This is a genomic window from Citrobacter sp. S46_ASV_140 (genome assembly GCF_018919545.1).
Classification (GTDB): domain Bacteria; phylum Pseudomonadota; class Gammaproteobacteria; order Enterobacterales; family Enterobacteriaceae; genus Citrobacter; species Citrobacter braakii.
On the sequence record NZ_JAHLRC010000022.1, the window covers coordinates 1 to 24,772 of the forward strand.

Sequence of the window (24,772 nt, forward strand, 5' to 3'; positions counted from 1 at the left end):
GGAGCTTACCGACATTAAATCTTCGCCATACCCGGGAGCCTCGGTAGTGCCGGATTATTGTCGCGCAACCTACGATCGTCGTTTGCTGGTGGGTGAAACCAAAGAAAGTGTTATTGCCCCACTGGAAAATGCGCTTGCGGAACTTACCGCACAGGATCCGCAGTTTAAGGCCCGTGTCTCCTACGCGGTAGGTCAGGAGTCTTGCTATACCGGTGCCACGATTGAGGGCGAGCGCTTCTTCCCGGGCTGGGTGTATGACGAGTCTGACGAATTCGTGCAGGCCGCTCTGGCTGGCGTTCGCGAGGCCGGGTTTAATCCAACCATCACACAGTACTCATTTTGCACCAACGGCAGCCACTATGCGGGCGAAGCGGGAATTAAAACTATCGGCTTCGGACCTTCACGTGAAAACCTGGCCCACACCATCGATGAATATATCGAGATTGATCAGTTAACCGGCTCGGCCAGCGGCTATTACAGCATCATTCAGACACTCTATCGCCAATAAAAAGAAAGATAACAACCTCTTACCTTACAAGTGGTGTCGTGAAGCGACACCGCTATGGAGAATAACGATGAAAACCATTTTCAAAAACGGAAATGTAATCGATGGGACGGGCAGCAAAGGCAGAATTGCCGATGTGATGGTTGACGAAGGACGCATTGTCGCAATCGGACAAATTGACGTTGGCGTTAATGAGCAGGTTATTGACGCAACGGGAAAAATTATTTGTCCTGGTTTTATTGATACCCATACGCACTCTGACCTGTCGGCCATTATTAACCCCGCGCTGTCGGCAAAAATTCGTCAGGGTATTACCACCGAGCTGTTAGGGCAGGATGGTGTCGCCCTGGCGCCGTTGCCTGAAGAATATATTCCGGCCTGGCGTAAAAATATCGCCGGACTGGATGGCGATACCGACAAAATAGACTGGAAATATAAAAACACAGACGGCTACCTCAATCTGCTGGCATCGCGTCATCCGGCGACAAACCTCGCGTATTTAGTTCCGCATGGCAACGTACGCATGGAAGCCATGGGCCTGGATGGGCGCCCCTCTACTCGTGAGGATGTGGCGAAGATGTGCGAAATCCTTGAGCGGGAGTTACAAGCGGGGGCGTTTGGTCTTTCCACTGGGCTCATCTACATGCCTTGCGCCTTTGGCGATACCGCCGAAATGATTGAACTGTGCAAAGTGACGGCGAAATATGACGGGATCTTTGTAGTGCATCAGCGCAGTGAAGCAGACGATATTATCAACTCAACGCAGGAACTGATTGATATCGCCACCGCCACCGGTGTCTGGCTGCATATTTCACATATGAAGGTTTGCGGTAAGAAAAACTGGGGGCTGATTGACCAGATGCTGGGCATGTTGGAACAGGCGCAGGAAGAGGGGATTCGTATCTCTTTCGACCAGTATCCGTATGTGGCGGGCAGCACGATGCTCGGCGTGATCCTGCCGCCGTGGGTCCACTCCGGTGGCACTGACAAATTACTTGAGCGGCTGGCCTCGCCTGAACTGCGCGCCAAAATGATCGACGATATTCAGCAGGGCATTCCTGGCTGGGATAACTTTATCGATTTTGCCGGGCTGGACCAGATTTTTGTCACCAGCGTGAAAACGACAAAAAACCAGGATGCCGTCGGTCTTAACCTCGTTCAGTTGGGCGAGCTACGCGGAAAAGATCCGTACAACGCCACCTTCGATCTGCTGTTTGAAGAAGAAAACGCCGTTGGGATGGTCGACTTTTACGGTACTGAAGAGCATGTGATTAAGTTCCTTTGCCGTCCTGAGCAAAACGTCTGTACCGACGGTTTAATGGGGGCTGGCAAACCGCACCCGCGCGTGTTTGGCGCATTCCCTCGTGTGCTCGGTAAATATGTGCGTGAAGAGGGATGTCTGAGCTGGGAAGCGGCAATCCGTAAGATGACTGGCAAACCCGCTGAGGTATTAGGCCTGCAGGATCGTGGGCTGCTGAAAGTGGGTTATGCGGCGGATATTGTGATGTTCGATCCTAACACCATTGCCGATAAGGGCACTTTTGTTGAACCCAATCAATATCCGGAAGGGATTGAAATTGTCATGGTTAATGGGCGCATTGCCTTAATCAATGGCACTGAAAGTTATGCCTGTAGCGGTACGGTTATTAGAAAACAATATTAATAAATAACGCTAAACACGCATTGATTTATCGCGACCATTTATGGCCGCGGTAGATCACTACACCCTAAGGACATCACAATGAACCTACAAACGTCTTTACCTTCAGGTAAACCAAAGACCTGGAAAGCAAGGTATACCGTCCTGACATTGATCTGGCTAGCGTGGCTGCTCTCTTTTCTCGACAGAATGGTGATGAGCGTTTCGCTCCCTTATATCGGCAAAGATTTAAATCTGGATACAACCCAACAAGGGTTAATTATTAGCGCCTTTTTTATTGGTTATGCCGCATTTCAAATTCCCGGCGGTTTACTGGCGGATAAGTTTGGTTCGCGCAAAATCATGGCCATCGGTATTGCCTGGTGGTCTGTTTTCACCAGCTTAACCGGCGCCGTGTTGACGCTGCCGCTAATGCTGGCCGTTCGCTTCTTCTTTGGTGTTGGTGAAGGTTGTTTCCCGTCGGCTTCCTGGAAGATGATATCAACCTATTTCCCGTCGAAAGAGCGTGGCCGCGCCACGGCGATTCAGTCAACGGTAAACACCTTAGGCCCGGCGCTGGCGGTAGTGGTAGCTGCAAGCATAATCGGGGCCTTTGGCTGGCACATGGTCTTTATCGTGCTAGGTATTCCGGGTCTGTTTATCGCGGCGGGGATCTACTTTTTTACCCGTGACAATCCGAAAGATCACCCCGCAATTACGCAGCAGGATCTGGCGGAACTGGCTGCTGACGAGCAGGGAAGCCTGCAAAACACCAGCGGCATCGCGTTTAAAGACGTCCTCAAAATGCCGGTGCTCTGGCAAATGGCAAGTATCTGGTTTTTGTTTGATATCACCTTCTGGGGCTTTTCAACCTGGCTGCCAAGCTACCTGATCACCGTTCGTGAGTTTTCTCTGGCAAAAACCGGCGTCATGGCGGCCATTCCCTTCCTGTTTGGCGCAGGCGGAACGTTGTTAGGCGGCTATTGCTCAGATAAATTTAAACCCCAGCGTAAAACGTTGTATGTCGTGACCTCCGTTATTGCCGCGGGTTTCCTGTACCTGACCTTCAGCGTGAGCAGTGCAGATATGGCGGTGGTTTATCAGTGTATTTCAGCCCTGTTCATGTTCTTCGCCATGGCGACATTCTGGGGCATTCTGATGGACACCATTCCCAGCAACATCATGGGGCGGGCATCCGGGATCGTTAACTTTGGCGGTCAGATGGCGGGAGTCGTTTCTGCACCTATCATCGGCTGGCTGATCCAAAGCAGTGGTGGAAGTTATAACAGCGCCTTTATCTTTATGATTGCCGCGCTGTTGTGTTCTGCCGTCGTTACGCTGACCGTGAAAAGCTCCCATGCTATTGGGGCGTTGCCCAGTAAAGCCTGATTCATGACTGACTCCTGTGGCTCTGCTGATTCCTGAGCCACAGGGCGTTTTACTATCAAATCAGCAGGTTTATTATCTTTTTCTCCAGATTTGACCTGGTATAAAAATGATTCTTAGATAGCTATTCTGCATATACACCTTTGCCGTTGTGATGAAAACTCCCCCTGGTTATATGACCCCGGCCATTAAGAATGAATCATAATAAATGAGAGATTTATCCTACGCGTGTAGGAATATTCCTTTTGGTTGTGTTAATGGTTTGATATTTAGATAGGCTCAAGGTTTAAAATTTGTAAAATACAGTGTTGCATTTATGCCTTATTCTTCGTTTTTATAAAAAACTAATAAATATACGTGTGAATGTGTTAGGATTTACCTGATAACGCCTTATTTTTATAAATTATAATGCTTAAGGCTCACCTGCTCGATAGCCATCGCCTCTCTTTATTTATCGGGATTCTTATACGCAATGAACGCGATAATCGTTGATGATCACCCATTAGCTCGCATAGCCATCCGCAACTTACTCGATACTAATGGTATTACCGTAACCACCGAGCTCGACAGCGGAGAGCATGTGGTCCAAACCGTTGAAAAAACTAAGCCGGAGCTACTGATTATTGATGTGGATATTCCGGGCATCAGCGGCATCGAAGTGCTGGAGCAACTGCGAAAGCGGCACTATGCTGGTGTAATCATTATCATTTCAGCCAAAAATGAATTTTTTTACGGCAAACGTAGCGCCGAATATGGTGCCAATGGATTTGTGAGTAAAAAAGAGGGTATGAATAATATTCTTGCCGCAATCGAAGCTGCAAAAAATGGGTATAGCTATTTTCCCTTTTCCCTTGAGCATTTTACTGGCTCATCTGTCAGCGAACAGGATAAGCTTGATACGTTGTCGACCCAGGAAATGAGAGTGTTGCGTTATATTCTTAACGGTATGGATTACAGCACTATTGCCAGCAAAATGAACATCAGTAATAAAACGGTAAGCACCTATAAAAGCCGTTTGATGGAAAAATTAGATTGCTCGTCATTAATGGAAATTTATGATTATGCGCAAAGAAATAAAATAGGATAGAGTAATGCTGGAACGCTTGTTTATTTTTTTGATGGTCATATTTACCATCGGGTTTTCTACGGGTGTAAGCTCAGCCCGGCAAGTTGAGCTAAAAAGTAACTATAATACCTCAGTACAACATATCGGCCTGAACAGGGAAGAAACAAACTGGTTAGCGCATAAAAAAACCTTGGTTGTTGGCACCTGGTTACCGGAAGTCTCCCCCATTGTTTATCAAAATAGCGGTGAATATTATCGGGGCGTCAATGCGGATTATCTTGCGTTAATGCAAAAGAATCTCAATATAAAAATTGTTATAAAGCAGTATGATAATGAGCAAGAAGCGCTGACCGCACTTGCCAGTAACGATGTAGATACATTGATAACTCAGCTGTCCCGGCGACAAGATGTCGGCGGCCATTTATTGCGCACTTCGGCATTACTGACGACGTGGCCGACGCTTGTGACCTCGCTAAAAAACACCATGCTGCCGCTGACCTCGGAGCATCCGGTTAGCGTCGCGTGTGTGCGAGATTGTCCTTTTCTTGATGTTATCCAGGATGCTTTTCCTGAAGCTAAAGTCTCATTTTTCGACGACGAGTATCAGGCCATGGCATCGGTAGTGAACGGTGATAACCAATATTATATTGGGAACAATATCACCAGCAGTCATTGTGTCTCCCGATATTTTTCGCAATCACTGGTTATTACGCACTACTTTGATAAACAAGAGCAATATAATTATTTTGTGGTGAAGGACGACCAGCCAGTATTAAGAAATATTCTTGATGGTTTCATTACGTCAATCAGTAATGAAATTCATATGCAGGTCATGCAGAACTGGCTGAACCGCGGTAACCTTGCTTTTCTGAATGCGCCTATTCCTTTTACCGATCAGGAAAAAGCGTGGCTGAAGAAGAAACATACTATTCGCATTCTTATCAATCCAGATTATCCGCCTTACACGCTTGTCGATCGCAGCGGTGAGTTACGTGGAATTCTTGGCGATTTGCTGAATATTATTCATCTGCAAACGGGGATTGATTTTGAGCCGGTTTTGGCCAACACCAAAAGTGAACAGACCAAACAAATAAGCGGCGAACGATGGGATATGTATCCCACTATCACCCTGACAAATCAAAATCAGCACAATTCGACCTTTAGCGATCCGCTGATGAATGTGGCGTTTGTGATTATCACTTCCCGCGATGAAACGGCCGACTCGTTACTGAATACACCGATCCGTATTGCGTTGCCCGCCGGACATGTTTTGGAAAGTGACCTGAAACAACGCTACCCGCAGGCCACCTGGGTGGATGCTGATACTGGCAGCGTCGCGATGACTATGCTCAGGGATGGCAAGGTTGACGCGGCAATTGCTACCGAATTGTCGGCAAGGTTCATGGTCGATCATGACTACCAGAAAAACATGCACTTTTTTAGGCTACCAGATATGCCTGGCGCGTCGGTGAGCTTTGCGGTTTCTCCCCACGAGCCCATGTTGAAGTCCGTAATGGATAAAGCGCTGCAGGCGATACCGCCGCGTGAGATTTTGCAGATGACGGAGAAGTGGTCGAAAATTTCTAATACGCAGGTCGATCTCTGGAGTCGGTATAGCAAACAGTTCTATCAACTGGTGGTGTTTGCGCTGTTGCTGATAGCAATTAGCCTGATCTGGGGGATCTCACTCTCCCGTGAGGTAAATAAAAGAAAACAATCGCAGCGGCAGCTGGAAGAGCAGCTTCATCTCAAAGAGGCATTGTCTCAAGAACTGGAAACCGAAAAAAATAAAGCGATTGAAGCAACCAAGGCCAAAAGTCGCTTTCTTGCGAGCATGAGCCATGAATTACGTACCCCTGTCAGCTCGATTGTGGGCTTTCTGGAATTACTGTCGAGCTCAGAACTCAGCCCGGCACAACGAAAAGAGGCGATTGCTCTTACCGCAGCGACAGCCCAGTCATTGCTTGGGCTGATCGGTAAGATTCTGGACGTTGATAAGATTGAGTCTGGTAAATATCAGGTTGTTCCTCAATGGACGGATCTCTCGCAGCTCATTGAATTGCAGTGTCACTCTTTTGATGCCTTAGCCAGACAGAAAGGCGTTACGCTTGCTTGCGTAAGCCAGTTGCCGGCAAACGAGCGGGTGTTTGTCGATCAACAAGCTTTGCGGCAAATTCTCACCAACCTGGTGGGCAATGCGCTGAAGTTTACCGAGCAGGGTAGCATTCATGTGACGGCCCGTTTAACCCCTGACGGGGAGAATCACGGTACCCTGACCATCGCCATTAGCGACACCGGTTGCGGGATTAGCGAAGAGGAGCAGGCCGGGCTGTTTCGTCGCTACGCTCAGGGGCGCTGTGGGCGTCAACAAACGGGGTCTGGTCTGGGATTATTTATCTGCAAAGAGCTGGTGACGCTGATGGGCGGTACGCTGGAGCTGATGAGCGTCCCGGCGCAAGGAACTACGTTTACCATAACGCTGCCGGTTGAGACTGCCCGCCAGTCAGTTGTACCGGATAGCAACACGCCGGGGGCGCTGTTGCCGCTGCCGTGTCTGTCTATTTTGATAGCAGATGACAACCCGACCAATCGCCTGTTGCTTAAGCGACAGTTGAACGCCATTGGTTACAGCGTGGATGAAGCGTGTGATGGTGAGGAAGCCGAAGCCAAACTGGCTAAAAAATCATACGACCTGTTGATTACCGATGTGAATATGCCGAAGAAGGACGGGTTTGATCTTGCGGCTTCGTTACGTCGTCAGCAGCCTCATTTACAAATATGGGGACTGACGGCCAGCGCGCTCCCACAGTCACGTGACAGGTGTCTGCAAAACGGCATGAATTTGTGTCTGTTTAAGCCCGTCTCGATTCAGACACTGACGCATGAATTAAGCAAAATCGAAACCGGTTATTCGTCTCCATGTGCAATCCGGCATTTGAAATTCAATGTCTTGACGGAAAATACCGGCGGCGATCGCGCATTAATGAACGAGATACTCGAAACATTCCGCGAGGCAACGTTTAGCGATTTACAGGCGGCTGAGAAAGCCGTTGAGCAAGACGAACCCCAGCTGTTTTTGCGAGCCCTTCACCGGTTGCATGGTTCGGCGCAAATTCTGGGCATTACTGCTCTTCAGACGCTATGCGAACCTTTTGAATCGATGCGACATGACGATCTTCCTCTGGCAGTACGCCAGGAAGCATTACAGAAGATTGTTGCCGTCATGCGGGAAATTGAGATTGAGATTAACAGTCTGATTAGCCATTAACCCCCCTGATCGGGTTGCCGTAGCAACCCGATCAGGAGAGAAAGTCCTGGTTCAACACTCCGTAGTGCTGAGTATTACTGGCCTGCGCCCAGCATCTCGCTATCGATCACAATGCCTTCTTCAGCACCCTTTAACACAAGGTTTGCTTCATAGTATTTACCTGAAGACAGCAGTTTTTGAGCGCTGGCAACGGCTTTACGCGTCTGATTCAGGGGCATCAGGTATTGGGTCTGAAGCACGCTGATACCCGCCAGTTGCAAGGTATCCACAGCACCTTTCCAGTCGCCTTTAGCCATTTTGCCATTCGCTGTATTGATAGCAGATTCTTTAGCTGGGGTGGCAATATAGTCTTCTGACAGCGCAATTGTAGCGTTAATAATCACGTACTGATCGTCAATCATCTTGGCTTTAGGCGCAGCTTTTACAAATTTCGCCCAGTCGTGGCTGTCACCTGCAAGCAGGGAAGCGGCGTCATCGGTTAACTTTTTAGCACTGTCAGGCTGTCCATGAAACAGGGCCAGACGGGCAAGCTGAATATCACGCATCGCGTTTGCACCTTGTACTGCGACCTGCATAATATCGGCAGCTTCTTTTTGTACATTGGCGGTAGCAGTTTGTGCCGGCGTGGTAGTGGTAGCTGCCAGTACCGGGGCTGAGCCCATCATGGTTGCAAGCAGACCTGCAAGAATAATCTTTTTCATTACTTTCTCCTGAATAAATTTGGTATATCTCACCAAACGAAATAAGCATATTAAATAACTTCGAAGAGTGGAATCAGAGCCAGGATAGAATAATGAGCGTTTAATCTTACAGGTGTCAGACGTCTGACACATGTAGGATTATACGGATAATGACATTCCTTTATTCTTATATACGAATTCGGAGTGAAAGTCTTATCATCCTATTGTAAGTGATATGTATTAAGTGAATATTACTCTTTTATTAGTAGGTTACATTGCGTTTCTATGTAACGGAGGATGTATGTTTGTTTTTAATCAGCGTAGCCTGAAAGCATTTAATGAAAAAACACTATTTCATTATAAAAGACACGCCACAATCATGGCCGTGCTGTTGTTGGTTTGCGGCATCTGCTGCTTAATCTATCCAATCGCTGCAGGTGTTTACTTAAGCTATGCAACAGGTTTTATGTTCCTGGTGTGCGGCTTCTATTCTATTTACAGCCTGTTTTCCTCGGGTAAAAAGCAGTTGAAAGCCAAATTTACCTATGCCTTTTTTGCTATCGCATGGTTGCTGCTGGGATACTGTTTCCTCGAAAATCCTGTGATAGGTATGAATTCATTGGCAATGGTTTTTTGCTGCCTGTTTATTCTTGGCGGGATTTTTCGTGTTGCTTCCGGCGTCAAAATGTTCCGCAGTCCGGGCTATGGATGGAATATTTTTATCGGTATTTTTGACCTGCTTATTGCAGCCGTATGGCTGAATATGGATCCCGACCGTTCTTATGTGTTTACCTCCATCTTTATAGGCGTTGAGATGATTTTTAGTTCTTTGGCTTTTATCAGTCTGCGCAGAAATGCGTCGTTGGTACAAACTGAAAAACTCGCCGATAAAAATTAATGCTACTTCTGGAGCGCATTGTGAATATTAAATTGATTGTCTCTGCAGCTATTCTTATGACCTCTGTTATGGCGCCGATGAGCCGTGCTTTTGCTACACAGGCAACGGAAGCGGCGCCACAAGATATGACCTGTAAAGAATTCGTTGATATGAGTCGGCAATACATGACAGCAATAGCCTTTGTGATTGTTAATAAAAATTCGGACTTTAAAGGCGATGATTATGTTCCCCTGCATGAGGTGGAAACTGTCGCTGTACCCAAGATGATTAAAATGTGTCATCGACACCCTGATACTAAATTGGGCGAGCTGGCCGTAAATCTGAAGGGTTCCGGTCTGCACTATTGATTACCCGTTTTGATAGCCTGGCATGAGTCAGAATTGACAACCTCTGTACCTACCTTAGTTGTTACCCTACAAGAAAAAATCCCCGTAATGTTTACCCTGCTATCCACGAGAAATTCGCTGGATAACAGGGCCCGCTAACAACCGTAGACCTGATAAGCGAAGCGCCACCGGGCATTGATTACCCGCAGAGCAGAGGGACTCAAGTGTGGTGGAGAATGCCACTCTTAACGTAGTCACAGTATCGTCACTGTAATGAAATGAAGAACTTAAGGTGAACGGAACCCTTTCTCTGAGAGAGCATTGAGAATCCCTGGGATTTAATAAACTTATCCCAGGGATAATCACGTACGAGGGCAGGGAATCAGCGCCGTGTTTTGAATCGCGCCAGCATGTTTTCTACGAGAACAAAGAACAGCGGAACAAAGTAGATCGCCAGCACTGTTGCGGCCAGCATCCCACCAATAACACCCGTACCGACGGCATTTTGCGCGCCAGAGCCCGCGCCGTTGCTTATTGCCAGAGGGATAACCCCTAAGATAAAGGCCAGTGACGTCATCAAAATAGGGCGTAAGCGCATTTGCGCGGCCTCTACTGCGGCTTCAAGCGGCGTTTTTCCTTCCTTTTGCATGATCTCGACGGCGAACTCGACGATCAGAATGGCGTTTTTAGCCGAGAGCCCCATGGTGGTGAGCAGGCCGACCTGGAAGTAAACATCATTGCTCAGGCCGCGCAAGTCGGTCGCCAGCAAAGCGCCGACCACCCCGATTGGCACAACCAGCATTACCGAGAACGGTATCGACCAGCTTTCATACAGTGCCGCCAGTGCCAGAAACACGACGATCAGCGAAATGCCGTACAGCATTGGTGCCTGGTTTGTGGACAGCGCCTCCTGATAAGACAGACCGGTCCAGGCATAGCCGACGCCCGCAGGCAGTTTATTTATCAGCGATGCCATAAATTTCATCGCATCGCCGCTGCTTTTCCCTTCGACCGGCTGGCCCAGAATTTCCATTGCAGGCTGACCGTTGTAGCGTTCAAGGCGGGGAGAACCGTAGGTCCACTCGGTGGATGAGTAGGCCGAAAGCGGCGTCATAGCGCCGGAGGCATTACGTACGTACCAGTGATTAATATTATCCGGCAACATACGGAACGGCGTATCGGCCTGGACATACACTTTTTTAACGCGTCCCTGATTCAGGAAATCATTGACATAGCGACTACCGAACGCCGTAGAGATGGTCTGATTGATATCCGATAATGCAACGCCCATGGCTTCTGCCTTCGTGGCGTTGACATGAATGCGGAACATCGGTGTATCTTCCAGACCATTCGGGCGCACCCCGTCGACCTCACCGGACGACTGGTTGGCCAGCGCCAGAAGCTCGTTTCGGGCCTGCATCATTTTTTCATGCCCAAGGTTACCGTTATCCAGCAGCTCCATGTCAAACCCTGAAGCCGTTCCCAGTTCTGCAACAGCGGGTAAATTAAACGGATAAACGACGGCATTATTGATGGTGCTTAAGGCCATCATCGCCCGTCGAATAATGGCGGTAACTGAGTTTTCTTCACCAACGCGTTCTGACCACGGTTTCAGGCTGATAAACGCCAGACCGTTGTTTTGCCCCTGGCCGCTAAAACCAAATCCGCCTACGGTGAAAACCGAAGCGACATTTTTCTGTTCTTTCGTCAGGTAGTAATCCGTTATTTCCCCGAGCACTTTGCTGGTGTTCACCATCGTTGAGCCCGAAGGCAATTGCGCGGTGGTCATGAATACCCCCTGGTCTTCTTCAGGCAAAAAGGAGGTCGGGGTACGTAGAAACAGCACAATCATGCCCGCGCCAATCACTAAGTACACGACCATATAACGGCCTGTGCAACGTAGCAGTTTACGGGTGCTGTCCGTGTAGTGCTGAGTACATTTCTCCATAAAGTGATTGAAACGGGTAAACAGAAAATGTGTGTTTGCTTTTTCTCCCTCGTGGGATTTCAACAGCATGGCGCAGAGTGCTGGCGTCAGGCTCATCGCCACAAACACCGACAGCAGCATGGAGGAGATTAAAGTGATAGAAAACTGACGGAAAATTTCACCGGTTGCTCCGCTCATAAATGCCATCGGCATAAATACGGCGGATAACACAACGGCAATACCGACCAGCGCTCTCTGCAACTGGCCCATCGCTTTGTGGGTCGCCGCTTTTGGTGACAAGTGTTCTTCGGCAATAATGCGTTCTACGTTCTCAACCACCACGATGGCATCATCGACTAACAACCCTATCGCCAGCACCATGCCAAACATCGTGAGCGTATTAATCGAAAAACCCGCGATGTCGAGTATCGCAAAGGTGCCAAGGATAACTACCGGAACGGCGATTGTGGGAATAAGCGTTGCGCGGAAACTTTGCAAAAACAGATACATGACGAGGAATACCAGAATGATTGCCTCAATCAAAGTATGAAAAACCCCCTGAATCGAAATTTCGATAAACGGAGTGGTGTCATAGGGATAAACGGTTTTCATGCTGGCCGGAAACCAGGCCGATAATCTGTTCAGCTCCTGTTTGACTGCCTGGGATGTTTCCAGGGCATTCGCGCCAGCGGCAAGTTTAATTGCAATCCCGGCGGCGGGTTTTCCGTTGTAGCGTGCAACCGTTGCATAATTTTCCGCACCCAGCTCAATTCGCGCGACATCGCGCAGCAGAACCTGGGAACCATCTTGCTGAACTTTAAGGAAGATCTTGCCAAATTCATCGGTAGTTTGCAGGCGCGTCTGGACGATTATCGACGCATTTAGCTGCTGATCGGCTGACTGAGGCATGCCTCCCAACTGCCCGCCCGATATCTGGTTGTTCTGAACTTTGAGCTGGGTAATGACGTCCTGAGGTGTGAGGTTATACTTGTCGAGCTTTTGCGGATCCAGCCAGATACGCATGGCGTATTGCGAACCGAATAACTGTACGCTCCCCACCCCGGCAGTGCGGCTTATTGGGTCTTTGATGTTCGAGGCCACATAGTCGGCAATATCATATTGGCTCAGGCTGTTATTATCAGAGATAAAGCCGGCGACCATCAAAATATTGCTGCTGGATTTATCAACACTGATCCCTTGCTGCTGTACTTCCTGCGGTAAAGAAGGCATCGCCAGCTGCAGTTTATTCTGTACCTGAACCTGCGCAATATCGGGTGACGTGCCCGTTTTGAAGGTCAGGATAATCGACGCATTACCTGCCGCATCGCTGGTGGATGACATATACATCAGGCCATCAAGACCATTCATATTCTGTTCAATCACCTGAGTTACGGAGTCTTCAACGGTCTTTGCGTCTGCCCCTGGGTAGGCAGCGCTGATGGTAATGGTTGGGGGAGCGATTTGTGGATATTGGGCGATCGGCAGGTTCATTATCGCGATACCGCCCGTAAACATCATGATAATGGCGAGCACCCAGGCGAAAACCGGGCGCTCAATAAAAAAGTTGGCCATGAAGAAAGTGTCCTTAATACCTGAAATATTACTGTTCAGTTCCCGCGTCAGGAGTGGTCAGTTTTGAAGGGAGGACCCGGGCTTTGATTCCCGGACGAATTCTTTGTAATCCGGACACAATGACCCGATCGCCGGGGCGTAATCCTGCTGTCACCAGCCATTGATTGCCAACGGCCTTCACGGCGTTTATTTCGCGCAGTTGCACCACGTTTTGCTGGTCAAGGATCAGCGCGGTGGCTTTTCCTTGTTCGTTATGCGTAATCCCTTGTTGGGGGACCATCAAAACGTTCTTCTGGCTGCCTTCGTCCAGCAACGCCGTGACATACATGCCGGGTAAAATTTCACCTTCAGGATTGGGGAACACGGCGCGCAAAGTCACCGATCCGGTGGTCTCATCGACGGCGGGATCGGAAAACTCAAGCGTACCGGTATGGCGATAGGGTTTGCCGTTTTCCAGCATCAGCTCAACTGGAATTTTGCCTTGTTGCTGGGCAATTTTGCCGTTGGCTTTCTCTTCTTTCAGGCGTAAGAAATCTTGTACTGACTGTGTTAAATCAACATAAATCGGATCCAGCCGCTGAACGGTGACCAGCGCGTTTTCCTGATTTGCGGTGACCAGGGCACCCACGGTTACGGAGGATTTACCGCTGATGCCATCAATCGGTGAGGTGACATTAGCGTAACGAAGGTTGATGGTGGCCTGCTCAAGATCCGCTTTGGCGACGGCGACATTGGCTTCTGCTTCATTAAGCTGTGAGCGTGTCGTGTCGTAGTCCTGGCGGCTGACGTAATTGGATTTTATTAACGCTGACTGCCGATTTAATGTCAGACGCACATTATTGGCCGTCGCCAGTGCCTTTGCCAGCGCGCCTTTGGCTGAATCCAGTCGTGCCTGCAGCGGGGCAGGATCAATTTGATACAGTGACTCTCCTTTGCTGACTTTATCACCTTCAATAAAGTTGCGTTTTATGATGATCCCACCAACCTGAGGGCGGATTTCGGCGATCTCAAATGAAACCGCGCGACCTGGAAGTTCACTTTTAATATTCACTGAAGAGGGCGCTAAGGTAACAACGCCGACCTCGGGCTCCATCGCGGTGGTTTTTACTGCAGGTTTATTATCGCAGGCGGTGATGATGACGCTACTAAAAAATAATGGTATCAACAGTAAGCATTTTCTGTTCATAGTAATCCCTGAATAAATCGTAAACACCAATGTTCTTTTATTACAGGCAGGGTGGGAGAGTTATCGGTAAATAACAAAAGATGCTCAGGCATGAGATGGCTAAAGCCCATTTTTTCGCTCAAGTGTTAGCGGGTAAAATTATATGTAACAGGAAGAGTGCGTGCTAAGCGAAGGATCTCATAAAGCAGGATGGCGCAATAAGGCTAACGCGGGGTGATGTGGTGGGCGTTTGTCAGTACCCGACTCCGGTATATATTCGCGCCATCTTACTACAGAGATTATTTCACTAGCTCCGGAGTTACCTGAGTTACTGTATTAGCGTAATAGGGGGCGCCCCACATGGGTTCAGGCCAGAACGCGCCATAGCCGTAATCCCACATATTATAGGTGGTGTTGACTGACTCCGTTAAATGCCAAACCTGAATACCTTGTAAATCAACTTTAACAAAGTTGTACGGGATTTTGTTGATGAATCCTGGTTCATCTCCTTGAATTGTCCCCAAAATAGTAACGAAATGGTTTCTGTAGTTTACCGGATCGAGAAAACCTTTCTGCTGGGCAAGAATACGTCCCTGATAGCTCGCGTCTATTTGCGGTTTAGCATAGTTGTTCAGTGGCAGAACGGCGATTTCCAGTAATGTATCCGTTTTGGTGTTAATCACATTGATGACTTTACCCCCAAAGCGGGCCTGCTGACCGGTATATAATCCCGGTTGGTTATGCACGGAGATAAAGTTTTTTTGTATATCTGGTTGATTATTACCTTTGATATTCTCAGGAATTGAAGCACATGACGCCAGGGTGAAAGCAAGGGCAACAATTATCAACCCTTTTGTTTTTTTCATTTTACTTTCCTGCTAAAAAAAAAGACAGGCCTATAGTAACCCTTTGCTCATTATTGTCAGCAAACGTGCCGTTGATTATCTAAAATTAATATTATTGTAGCTTATGGTAATAACGGACTGTATTTTCTCTGGTCGCTGGATGAGGGCGAAAGTGTGTGGCGACAGGGAAGCGATTTACTGTCGCCACTCGTGGAGTCTGGTCCAATGCGTTACCGTGGCCCTGCTCTGGTTTAGCCTGGCGGGTAGGCAATCCTGGATTACGGCTTATTACTACGATTTACTAACGCAGACGTTCGTTGGCGAAAAGGTATTGCCTAACAGGTAGGCATTATCAATTTTATATATTTGCGCACGCTTACTGGGTGTGAACGGGTCATAGATATTATGGATAAACATCTCATCCGACACGTTATCCAGACTGTGTTTACTCATTTTCACGTCTTGCAGAAAAACGACGCCTTTATCTTTTATCCGATAATTAAAACTGACGGAGCGTTGCAGGATAAGGCGACGTCCTGGGCGGTTGTCTGCCAGTGGGGTTGTGGTAATAATCCCTGAGAAATCAATGACGCCAGTGTTATCTGTTTGCAACTGGATCATCAGGCTACCATCGTATTTCCCACCCCCGGGCAGTTCGGGTAGTGAAAGTGTGGAGACGCAATGCACGCTTATTCCCTGATTGACTGGAATGAGGGTGATTCCATTCGCGCTTAACAAGGCGCTGACAGCGACCAGAACGGCCGCTCCTGCAAGTAATATCTTGGTTTTATATTTAGTATTCATGGATATAAAGGTCCTTGCATCCAGCAAACTTTGTTTTTTCTGCATTATTGAAAGTACAGCGGGATAAAAATATGCGACCTTTTTCGCCGTAGACGTACAGATCGTCAGGCTGGAAAATAAACAATGCGCCAGCCAGACACTTCAGGTGTAAATCAGCCATTTTTTTGGCTTTTTCAAGTTTCGCAGTTGCCACTTCTCGTGAGCTTTCAAAAACGGTATAGACCGGACAGAGGTCGATATTGCCAAGTTTATACAACTGTACGACGGGAAGGTTGTTTTGAGTGCTGTTAAACAATGTGTTGACTGGGTAAAGAAGCATGAATAATGAGACGCCCCCAGCTGCAAGCAGCATCATTTTTACGCGTTTTGACAGGGAAGGTGTGGCTTTTGCGGGAGTGAGGGACGCCGCGGAAACCAAAGGCGGTTCCTCTATGGTGGTTACCAATCCTTCAGCGATGAAAAAGCCGACCCGTGGTACGGTTTGAATAATCTCGTGTTCACAACCGAGCTCCTGTAAGCCTTTACGAATCAAAGAAATATACTGGCTTAATGAGTTGTTTGAGGCTTGCAGACCATTTTTGTCCCAGACATTCGTAAACATCTCTTCTCTCGAGACTACTTTCCCTTCCTGCTCGAGGAGATAGGTGAAGATCCTGTTTGCGGTAATAGACAGGGTGAGTGAGTTGTCCGACGGACTCAGACTCGCCAAAACGCCATCATCAGTCCTAAATGTAACTTCATTGTTAATTAGATATTTCATTTTTTCATCATTAACAGGGTATTACGTAATTATAAACCATAGTGGTATTTCTTCTTCACTACAGTATCGTGAGAGGTGACAGGGCCGAGGCAGGAGGAGAGGCATTTTAGCATTATAAAATATCCCCTCTGGCATAAAAAACTATGAAATTGTTCATTTTAAGTATAAATACCTGCTTCACTCTGCTTAAATTATAAGAGTGCTACTATTTTCAGATAGACCATTATAATCATTCGCCGGTTTGAGAACTGCGTAGTTCTGAGTCTCTGGTTGATTTACAAATTGTCAGTAACTTTAGTAAGTGGCATTTTTATAATGAGTAAACGAAAAGTTACTTAAGTAAAATAATCTAAAAATAGTATGGTATCAAGCGTCTTAAACAACAATTAGAAAGGCTTTGATATTTTTCACTTATTACATTCAACCCCTGGCGGTACAGATGCCGCGGAACTTGCTTATCGCGAGGTGTGTTTTCGACTGACTGAAATCCCTGTTTCTCGCAGTTATAATTTAAGTAACTCAAATGGGTTATGTTTTTCAATATAACCCATGAAATAAGATTTCTCTTATAAGTTGTTAGTTGTTTAAGAGCTGTTATTATAAAGTTTTTTTACGGGATATGAAATAAATTAATATGCGTTTTATTTAATTTGAAATGTTTGTTTATTGTGTAGAAAATTAGGTCATCATATTACATTGTTTATGCAATTCATTAACAGTTGCTTATGTGTTCCTGTAATGATTTCGATATTTAAATCTATAATTAATTATCTTTTTAGATAAAACATCTATAAATTGCAAATTTATCAGTATAAATAGATTGGTTGTTGATGCGGTAATACCATTCGTCATGTACAGATCGCTCAATGTTTCAGCGGAAAAAAACTCCAGAGAAGAGGTATCTGACCGCGGGGTAATTATGAGCATCCCATAATGCTATGTGACCACGAATTTTTCCCAGGAAGGGTATTCGTGGAATTATTCGGAATGGTAATGATGAACAAGATTTTTAAAGTGGTATGGAGTGTTTCGCACTCTTGCGCGGTTGTTGTTTCTGAACTGGCAAAACGTTGTGGTGCTTCTGTGGAAACCAATAGTTCTGCTCGCATTGAATCTGGAACGCATAAATTTAATATTTCAAGAATTGCGCTAAGTATAATAGGTGCCGTACTGGCTACGCATTCAATATATGCTTTTGCCGCTGACTACATCTTGCCTGATTACTTACCGTCGACTAACGCTAATGGCGCAGGACAACTTGTTGTCGGTGACGGTGAAACCATGAATATTATCACCGGTACTAAAGGATATGGCAGCATCGCCTCTGGTGCATCGGGCTTTAAAACGATGACTATTCAGCAGGCAATGGATAATGGTTATATTTCGTCAGGAAGTGAAAATATAAATCTGACGCAGACGACTTTAGGTGGTCGTACCCACAGCATTCAATACGTTGACCCCATCACCGGGGCTTCGCGTACAGTCCAGGTGTATGACAGCGATAATTTTGCTTCTACCAGCGTTGGCGATCTGACGACTTATCTGGGGGTCAGCGTCGGTGATGGGCAGTATGTGAATATGAAGTTGGCGACAGTGACATCAGGCGGCACGCTTGATGTGAATGTTGGTTCAACGGGAAGCGACTGGGCATCAAACTCGGCAAATATCTTCAATGCTGTCACCAAGGTCTCTGGAGTTTATAACGTTGAGAGCAGCGCCAGTGACACTAAAGACGCGGTACTGAATTACAACGCCAAAACCATCGTTCAAAGCGGTAACGTTGGTAATGTCGCGAAAAATACCGGTAAAGATTATAACTTTGATACCGCAACCTATAACGGCACCTTCTCCAGCGCGCTTGGCGAGTATACGGTTAATAATCTTGATGATTTAAAAAACTACAATGATGCTCTGGTGAAAGCCGTAGAGGCTGGGCAACTTTCGCCCACGGACTACGAAGCTGAGCTTCATAAAGCCTATACCACGGAACAGAAAAACATTCACTTCGACACCAATATCCCGGATGGCGATGCGGTGTTGCAGGCTGCGAATCGTGATGTGAACAGTTTTATTAAAGCTTCCGGTGCGCGCTCTGTCGTCAATATTTCTGCTGATGCCAATATTCAGGCGGTTTTTAGCGATACCTCCGTGGTGACGCTGACCGACGGAGCCACCCTCAATAACAACGGCACACTGGGGGTTGCCGCCGGTGCAGCCGGTGGTGATTATGTCGTTTCAGCGCGTGATAGCATCGTAAATAACAATGGAGTTATTGATGCGGGTACCAGTCTTGATGTGAAAAATGCGTGGGTTGGCGCCCATACCGGGATTCTCGCGACCGGGACGACAAAGGTACAGAACGACGGCGTCATCAACCTTGCCTCGCATCAGGATATCTATAACGCCTATGGCGTGCTGATGAATGACACGGCGACCTTTATTAATAACGGAGTAATGAATATTGCCACCGGAGGTGAGCCTGCGAAATCTTCCGATGGTGTCTATACCTACGGCGTGTTTGTTCAACGTAATGCCGTGGCTACTAATAACGGGACGCTCTACATCGGACGCACTGCACAAGCGGTAAAAGATGAGGTGAGCAGTGACGTTCAGGTCACTCTTCCGGCCATTGGTATGTTTGTGAAGAGTGGAACCATCAATAACACCGGGAACATCACGATCGGAGAAAAAGTCGAGAATGCTGTTGCCATTCAGGCAAACGGCAGTGCGTCTCCTGGTGCAATCAACGTTACCCAGGACGGCGTCATTGACATCAATGGCATCGGCTCAGCGCAAAATATTGGCCTGATGGGGATTAACGGTGCAAAAGGGCTGGTAAACAGCGGCACGATTAACCTCAATGGGTACAGCGCCAGCGGTATTGAACTGCAGGGAGGGAGTCAGGCGCTTCACTCGGGTACGATAAATATCACCAATGGTAGTACCACGGATAATACATTAAAAAATATTGGTGCCTGGGTCGAGGGGACCGGGTCTCAACTCACGATGAGTGGGAGTGTGAATCTTGCTGCTGATAACGCCATTGGTCTGCACGTTCGTGACGGCGGCGTTATCGATATTACCGATACGGGCAAAGTCTCATTTACCAGTGGCAAAAACCAGATTGGCTATTTTATTTATGGTGAAGGTTCAAAAGTAAACGCCTCCTCTACCAATACGCAAGATGTCTCGACTGAAGGGTCAACATTATATCGCATAGAAGGTGGTGCGACTTTTGATGGCAGCGGGTCGTCTGGTACGACAATGACGGCATCAGGCACCGACAGCACTATTCTGCAGGTGACCGGGACGGGGAGCCATTTTGATTCCGGCTCGCAATCGCTGAGTATCACGGGTGACGGCGCGACCGGGATTCGGGTTGAAGGCGGAGCGGATGGGGTTATCACCAAAGACGCGGTGATCGTGAAACTTTCCGGTAAAGACACCACCGCCGGGATTGTGGACGGTAATTATTATGACTTGTCCGGGAATGTCGATGAAAATCAGAAAGGTGACTCAACCCTGACCAGTTACGCCACGCTGAATACCAGTAATACGGCGGATGGTGCTTTCGGCTACATCGCCCGCAACGGCGGTACGCTCAACCATAAAGGCAGCATCGACTTTGACCAGGCGGGCAGCACAGGCGTGCTGGTTTCCGGTGGTACGTTGAATAACGACGGCGACATCAAGGTTAATGGCGTGGCGGTCAGCATCGAAGGCGCTGATTCCGTTGTGAACAACAATGCGACGGTTACCGCGACGGATGGCACCGCAGCCTATCTCGTGGGCAATGATGCGTCATTAAGTTTGACGGGTACGGGAGAAACCAAAGCATCGGGAGACGCGCACGGTATCTTGTTGGCCGCCGGTGCGAAAGGTCTGCTGGTCGATGGAGCCATCATCACGATGGACAGTACGGGTAAAGGAAGCGCGATTGAAAACGTCGCCAACATTGCGGGTATCCAGCTAAAAGATACAACTATCAGTGTGGGGAATGGAATCGGTATTCATACCGGAGCATCCCTGGCGCAGACCAACTCCGGAACGATTAATGTTACGGGGAGCGGTACGGGGATCCTGTTTGAAAATATCGACGGCAGCGAAACGAATCAAACGCTGGATATGTCTGATTCGCGCGATCTGGTTATCAATGTTGAGCAGGCTGCGGGTAAAGGGATCGTCACCAATGCGTCAACCGACCTGAAAACGGGCGTCAGCGTTAACGTACTCGACGCTAACGGTGGTGAAGCGTTGATTGTCGGTGGCACGACCAAAAATGTTGAACAGGCTGGTGAGTTGGCATCGAAATCGACCAGCCACGCGGTGGTGAATGTTGATAACGGTTCTCTGGAAACGTTTATCAATAAAGGCGTTATTAAAGCGCTGGATGCGTCGCAAAAAGCGGTAGAAATGCTCTCGGGGGCAGGTATCGCGTTTACTAACGCGGCGGGAGCCAGCATTGTTGGTCAGGTTAACCTGATGAGCGGTGATAACACCGTTACGCTGGAGTCTGGCAGTACCGCAACCGACATCAAGACGGGCAGCGGTAACGATCTGTACCTACTGAAAGATGTCAAAGAGACAGAAACCTCACTGTTTACCAGCCTCAATGGTGGTGATGGGGAGGATACACTTCAGTTGAATAACGCACAGTACATCCTCAATCACGCTGATGCTATTACCGGCATGGAGCATATCGATCTGACTGCTGGTTCAGTATTTACCGTTAATAATGTTGATTTTGCGTTGGGTGATAACCAAAACGATGCGACCGGTACGGGTTACAACATTGATACGACCAGCACCTTGTCGCTGAATTCTGACGCTGCGCTGGCTTTTAATAGCCATCTGGCGGGAACCGGAACTGTCGCCGTTGATGTCAGCGGTAATGCGTTTGATTTTACCAGCAACAATGCGGCAGATGGATTCAACGGTACGCTGGCGCTAACGAACAGCACCTTTGAGCTGGCTGGATTAAATACTCAGGCGCTGAGCCAGGCAACATTAAATGTAGGCGAGGGGAACGTCACCCACGTGGGGTCCGGTGAGCAAAATATCGGAGGCCTGGCGTTTAACGGCGGCACCGTCAGCTTTGACGGGGTGACGCCGGGGCAGAGCAGTTCCGAAGGAACAATTCATGCTGGCGCGATGGATCTCTCCGGACGTGGAACCGTGCAGGTTGATACCGGCACGATTACGAACGATCGTCCGCTGGCTGATACCACGCTATCTCTTCTTGAGCAGGACGATGCGCAGTCCCTGATTCAACTGGCAACATCTGATTCTTCCGTCACCGGCGGTGCGGGCAATCTGACGCTGACCGATAGCAATGGCAATATCATCAGCGATGGGGTTGAAGCCGATATCAGCCAAAATGGCGAGATTGTTGCGAATGGAACCTATGATTATCGCCTCACCGGAGGGGATAACGATGATGGACTGTACATTAGCTATGGTCTGACACAAGTCGAACTGCTCGCATCCGGAGACAATGCACTGGTCCTGGATGCGAACGGAAAAACCGGTAATGCCGCAGATCTGAGCGCTCGCGTGACTGGCAGTGGCGATCTGGCGTTTGACAGCGCCAAAGGCCAGACGGTATCGCTGTCGAATATGGATAACGATTACACCGGTATCACCGATGTGCGCAGCGGCAACCTGCTGATGAAAAACGATAATGTTCTGGGACAGACCGGTGAACTACGTCTGGCCGCCGATACCGGTTTTGACATGAATGGTCATAGCCAGACTGTCGGTAAGCTGACGGCGGGGGCTGACTCACTGCTGAACATCAATGGCGGTAGCCTGACCCTGGAGCAGGGCGGAACAGCCGATGGAATATTGACCGGAAGCGGCACGCTAAACATCAATAGCGATACGCTGACCATCACCGGTGAAAACAGCACGCTGACGGCAAAAACGACCATTGCAGAAGGCGCACGCGTGCTGATGAACACGACGCTGGGTCTCGGCACGGGCGATATTGTGGCGGCGGGAACGCTGACGATGAATAAGGCGGCAGGTGTACTTTACAACAGCATCAGCGATGCCGGACGGATTGAACTTACCGAAAGCGATGTCGCGCTGGTGGGCAACAATAGTGCCTTTACGGGACAATTTGCTATTGATGCGGATTCCCGGCTCACCGCGTTCACCGCAGAAAATCTGGGCAGCGCAGAGGTGCACAATAGCGGTTCACTGGTGCTGGACAGTCATACCGACTGGCAGCTTAATAACGACGTTTATGGTAGCGGCGACGTGACCAAGCTGGGAGCCGGATCCATTACCGTCGGTGATAACGCCGCCTGGACGGGGAAAACGGATATTGAGCAGGGCGGCCTGGTTCTGGGTGACGGCACATCTCCCGTCACGCTTGCCAGTACCGAGGTCAACATTGCTACGGCGGGGATGCTCTCGGGTGTAGGGGGTGTCGCAGGTAATGTAAATAACGCCGGTGTGCTGCAGGTGGGTACCGGGACCGGTGACAACCTCCTGTTCACTGTAGAGGGAGACCTGGTTAACAGCGGTATCCTCGCAACCGGTGTGAATGGTCAGCAGGCCGGTAATCAACTGGTGGTCAATGGCAATTACACGGGTAATGATGGTCATCTTTCCTTAAACACTGCGCTGGGGGATGACAATTCCGTTACGGATAAGCTGGTGGTGAAAGGCGATACCAGTGGCACTACTTCTGTCAGCGTCACTAACGCCGGTGGGAAAGGTGCCGCAACGATTGATGGTATCGAAGTTATCCATGTTGATGGCGTATCGGACGGTGAGTTTATTCAGGCTGGCCGTATTGTGGCGGGGGCATATGACTACAGCCTTGGACGTGGTCAGGATGAAAACAGCGGCAACTGGTATCTGACCAGCGGTAAAACCAACCCCGATCCGCAGCCAAACCCGGATCCAGATCCCGATAAAGATCTGCGTCCGGAAGGCGGCAGCTACACGGCTAACCTGGCGGCAGCCAACAACATGTTCGTCACCCGTTTGCACGATCGTCTGGGCGAAACGCAGTATATCGATGCCCTCACCGGCGAGCAGAAAGTCACCAGCATGTGGATGCGCCACGTCGGTGGGCACAACAACTGGCGTGACGGTAGCGGCCAGTTGAAAACCCAGAGCAACCGTTACGTATTGCAACTGGGGGGCGACATTGCGCAATGGAGCCAGAGTGGGCTTGATCGCTGGCACCTTGGCGTGATGGCGGGCTACGGTAACGATCACAGCAATACCCAGTCTTCACGCACGGGCTATCGTTCAAAAGGCTCAGTGAATGGCTACAGCACCGGTGTTTATGCCACGTGGTATGCCAATGATGCGTCGCATAACGGCGCCTGGCTGGACAGCTGGGCTCAGTACAGCTGGTTTGATAACAATGTTAAAGGCGATGACCTGCAAGGCGAATCGTACAAATCGAAAGGGGTTACCGCTTCGCTGGAAATGGGATATGCCCAAAAAATGGGCGAGTTTGCCGGCAGTCACGGAACGCTGAACGAATGGTACATACAACCTCAGGCGCAGGCAGTCTGGATGGGGGTGAAGGCGAACGACCATCGTGAAAGTAACGGTACCCGTATCACCAGCAACGGTAATGGTAATGTGCAGACCAGACTGGGCCTGAAAACCTGGATTAAGAGCCATCACCAGATGGATAACGCTAAAGAGCGTGAATTCCAGCCGTTTGCCGAGCTGAACTGGCTGCACAATTCACGCGATTTCAGTACGACCATGGATGGCGTGAATGTGCGCCAGGATGGAGCGAAAAATATTGCCGAGGTAAAAGTGGGTGTGGAGGGACAGGTGAGTCCTCGTCTTAATCTGTGGGGCAATATCGGGGTTCAGGCTGGCGACAAAGGGTATAACGACAGCGCTGCGATGGTAGGCGTGAAATGGAACTTCTAAGCTGATTCTACCGGGCAAGT

General features: G+C 48.7%; 14 protein-coding genes. 8 read left to right on the forward strand and 6 right to left on the reverse strand.

Annotation, left to right across the window (positions count from 1 at the left end; translation table 11 throughout):
* The 5 genes from KQJ19_RS08605 to KQJ19_RS08625 form a co-directional block, all read left to right on the forward strand.
* A partial coding sequence (locus KQJ19_RS08605; protein WP_216403549.1) for a M20/M25/M40 family metallo-hydrolase occupies positions 1-508 on the forward strand: 508 nt, incomplete at its 5' end.
* A 67-nt stretch (positions 509-575) separates the two neighbouring features.
* Positions 576-2,168: a D-aminoacylase gene (locus KQJ19_RS08610; RefSeq protein ID WP_080859110.1), complete on the forward strand. Its 1,593-nt coding sequence runs from the start codon at positions 576-578 to the stop codon at positions 2,166-2,168.
* A 78-nt stretch (positions 2,169-2,246) separates the two neighbouring features.
* The gene (locus tag KQJ19_RS08615) at positions 2,247-3,533 is read left to right on the forward strand and encodes an MFS transporter (RefSeq protein ID WP_016157257.1); all 1,287 of its coding nucleotides are present in this window, start codon (positions 2,247-2,249) and stop codon (positions 3,531-3,533) included.
* Between the two features lie 469 nt (positions 3,534-4,002).
* Positions 4,003-4,617: an acid-sensing system DNA-binding response regulator EvgA gene (gene evgA, locus KQJ19_RS08620; RefSeq protein ID WP_016157256.1), complete on the forward strand. Its 615-nt coding sequence runs from the start codon at positions 4,003-4,005 to the stop codon at positions 4,615-4,617.
* Between the two features lie 4 nt (positions 4,618-4,621).
* Positions 4,622-7,864: a transporter substrate-binding domain-containing protein gene (locus KQJ19_RS08625; RefSeq protein ID WP_181629999.1), complete on the forward strand. Its 3,243-nt coding sequence runs from the start codon at positions 4,622-4,624 to the stop codon at positions 7,862-7,864.
* Between the two features lie 74 nt (positions 7,865-7,938).
* Here the strand turns inward: KQJ19_RS08625 and KQJ19_RS08630 are convergent, their stop codons facing one another.
* Complete coding sequence (locus KQJ19_RS08630; RefSeq protein WP_016154099.1) at positions 7,939-8,565, reverse strand: YfdX family protein; 627 nt, start codon at positions 8,563-8,565, stop codon at positions 7,939-7,941.
* Positions 8,566-8,845: 280 nt separating this feature from the next.
* Between KQJ19_RS08630 and KQJ19_RS08635 the strand changes: the two genes are divergently transcribed.
* Positions 8,846-9,442 carry a DUF308 domain-containing protein gene (locus KQJ19_RS08635; RefSeq protein WP_047358942.1) on the forward strand — a complete coding sequence of 199 codons (597 nt, stop codon included), beginning with the start codon at positions 8,846-8,848 and terminating at the stop codon, positions 9,440-9,442.
* 56 nt (positions 9,443-9,498) lie between these two features.
* Positions 9,499-9,789: an HdeA/HdeB family chaperone gene (locus KQJ19_RS08640; protein ID WP_233592848.1), complete on the forward strand. Its 291-nt coding sequence runs from the start codon at positions 9,499-9,501 to the stop codon at positions 9,787-9,789.
* 361 nt (positions 9,790-10,150) lie between these two features.
* Here KQJ19_RS08640 and KQJ19_RS08645 read toward each other — a convergent pair whose 3' ends face one another.
* From KQJ19_RS08645 to KQJ19_RS08665, 5 genes are all read right to left on the reverse strand, one after another.
* The gene (locus KQJ19_RS08645) at positions 10,151-13,267 is read right to left on the reverse strand and encodes an efflux RND transporter permease subunit (RefSeq protein ID WP_049040330.1); all 3,117 of its coding nucleotides are present in this window, start codon (positions 13,265-13,267) and stop codon (positions 10,151-10,153) included.
* Between the two features lie 28 nt (positions 13,268-13,295).
* Positions 13,296-14,453 (reverse strand): efflux RND transporter periplasmic adaptor subunit, encoded by a 1,158-nt coding sequence (locus KQJ19_RS08650; protein ID WP_216403550.1) that lies wholly within the window; start codon positions 14,451-14,453, stop codon positions 13,296-13,298.
* A 278-nt stretch (positions 14,454-14,731) separates the two neighbouring features.
* A complete protein-coding gene (locus KQJ19_RS08655; RefSeq protein WP_080859107.1) occupies positions 14,732-15,298 on the reverse strand; it encodes a Slp family lipoprotein in 567 nt (188 codons plus the stop codon).
* A gap of 270 nt (positions 15,299-15,568) precedes the next feature.
* Positions 15,569-16,081, reverse strand: coding sequence for a hypothetical protein (locus KQJ19_RS08660; protein ID WP_047414843.1), 513 nt, complete (start codon positions 16,079-16,081; stop codon positions 15,569-15,571).
* Positions 16,071-16,841: a winged helix-turn-helix domain-containing protein gene (locus KQJ19_RS08665; protein ID WP_200102793.1), complete on the reverse strand. Its 771-nt coding sequence runs from the start codon at positions 16,839-16,841 to the stop codon at positions 16,071-16,073. Before KQJ19_RS08665 ends, KQJ19_RS08660 begins: the two co-directional genes overlap by 11 nt.
* Before the next feature lie 972 nt (positions 16,842-17,813).
* Between KQJ19_RS08665 and KQJ19_RS08670 the strand changes: the two genes are divergently transcribed.
* A complete protein-coding gene (locus tag KQJ19_RS08670) occupies positions 17,814-24,752 on the forward strand; it encodes an autotransporter outer membrane beta-barrel domain-containing protein (RefSeq protein WP_216403551.1) in 6,939 nt (2,312 codons plus the stop codon).
* The last annotated feature ends 20 nt before the right edge of the window (positions 24,753-24,772 follow it).

What these genes read in the sequence shown, in the direction of transcription:
- KQJ19_RS08625 (WP_181629999.1), top strand. Translation starts at nt 4,622, where the DNA reads ATGCTGGAACGCTTGTTTATTTTTTTGATGGTCATATTTACCATCGGG.
- KQJ19_RS08630 (WP_016154099.1), bottom strand. Translation starts at nt 8,565, where the DNA reads ATGAAAAAGATTATTCTTGCAGGTCTGCTTGCAACCATGATGGGCTCA.
- evgA (WP_016157256.1), top strand. Translation starts at nt 4,003, where the DNA reads ATGAACGCGATAATCGTTGATGATCACCCATTAGCTCGCATAGCCATC.
- KQJ19_RS08635 (WP_047358942.1), top strand. Translation starts at nt 8,846, where the DNA reads ATGTTTGTTTTTAATCAGCGTAGCCTGAAAGCATTTAATGAAAAAACA.
- KQJ19_RS08615 (WP_016157257.1), top strand. Translation starts at nt 2,247, where the DNA reads ATGAACCTACAAACGTCTTTACCTTCAGGTAAACCAAAGACCTGGAAA.
- KQJ19_RS08655 (WP_080859107.1), bottom strand. Translation starts at nt 15,298, where the DNA reads ATGAAAAAAACAAAAGGGTTGATAATTGTTGCCCTTGCTTTCACCCTG.
- KQJ19_RS08660 (WP_047414843.1), bottom strand. Translation starts at nt 16,081, where the DNA reads ATGAATACTAAATATAAAACCAAGATATTACTTGCAGGAGCGGCCGTT.
- KQJ19_RS08610 (WP_080859110.1), top strand. Translation starts at nt 576, where the DNA reads ATGAAAACCATTTTCAAAAACGGAAATGTAATCGATGGGACGGGCAGC.
- KQJ19_RS08665 (WP_200102793.1), bottom strand. Translation starts at nt 16,841, where the DNA reads ATGAAATATCTAATTAACAATGAAGTTACATTTAGGACTGATGATGGC.
- KQJ19_RS08640 (WP_233592848.1), top strand. Translation starts at nt 9,499, where the DNA reads ATGACCTCTGTTATGGCGCCGATGAGCCGTGCTTTTGCTACACAGGCA.
- KQJ19_RS08645 (WP_049040330.1), bottom strand. Translation starts at nt 13,267, where the DNA reads ATGGCCAACTTTTTTATTGAGCGCCCGGTTTTCGCCTGGGTGCTCGCC.
- KQJ19_RS08650 (WP_216403550.1), bottom strand. Translation starts at nt 14,453, where the DNA reads ATGAACAGAAAATGCTTACTGTTGATACCATTATTTTTTAGTAGCGTC.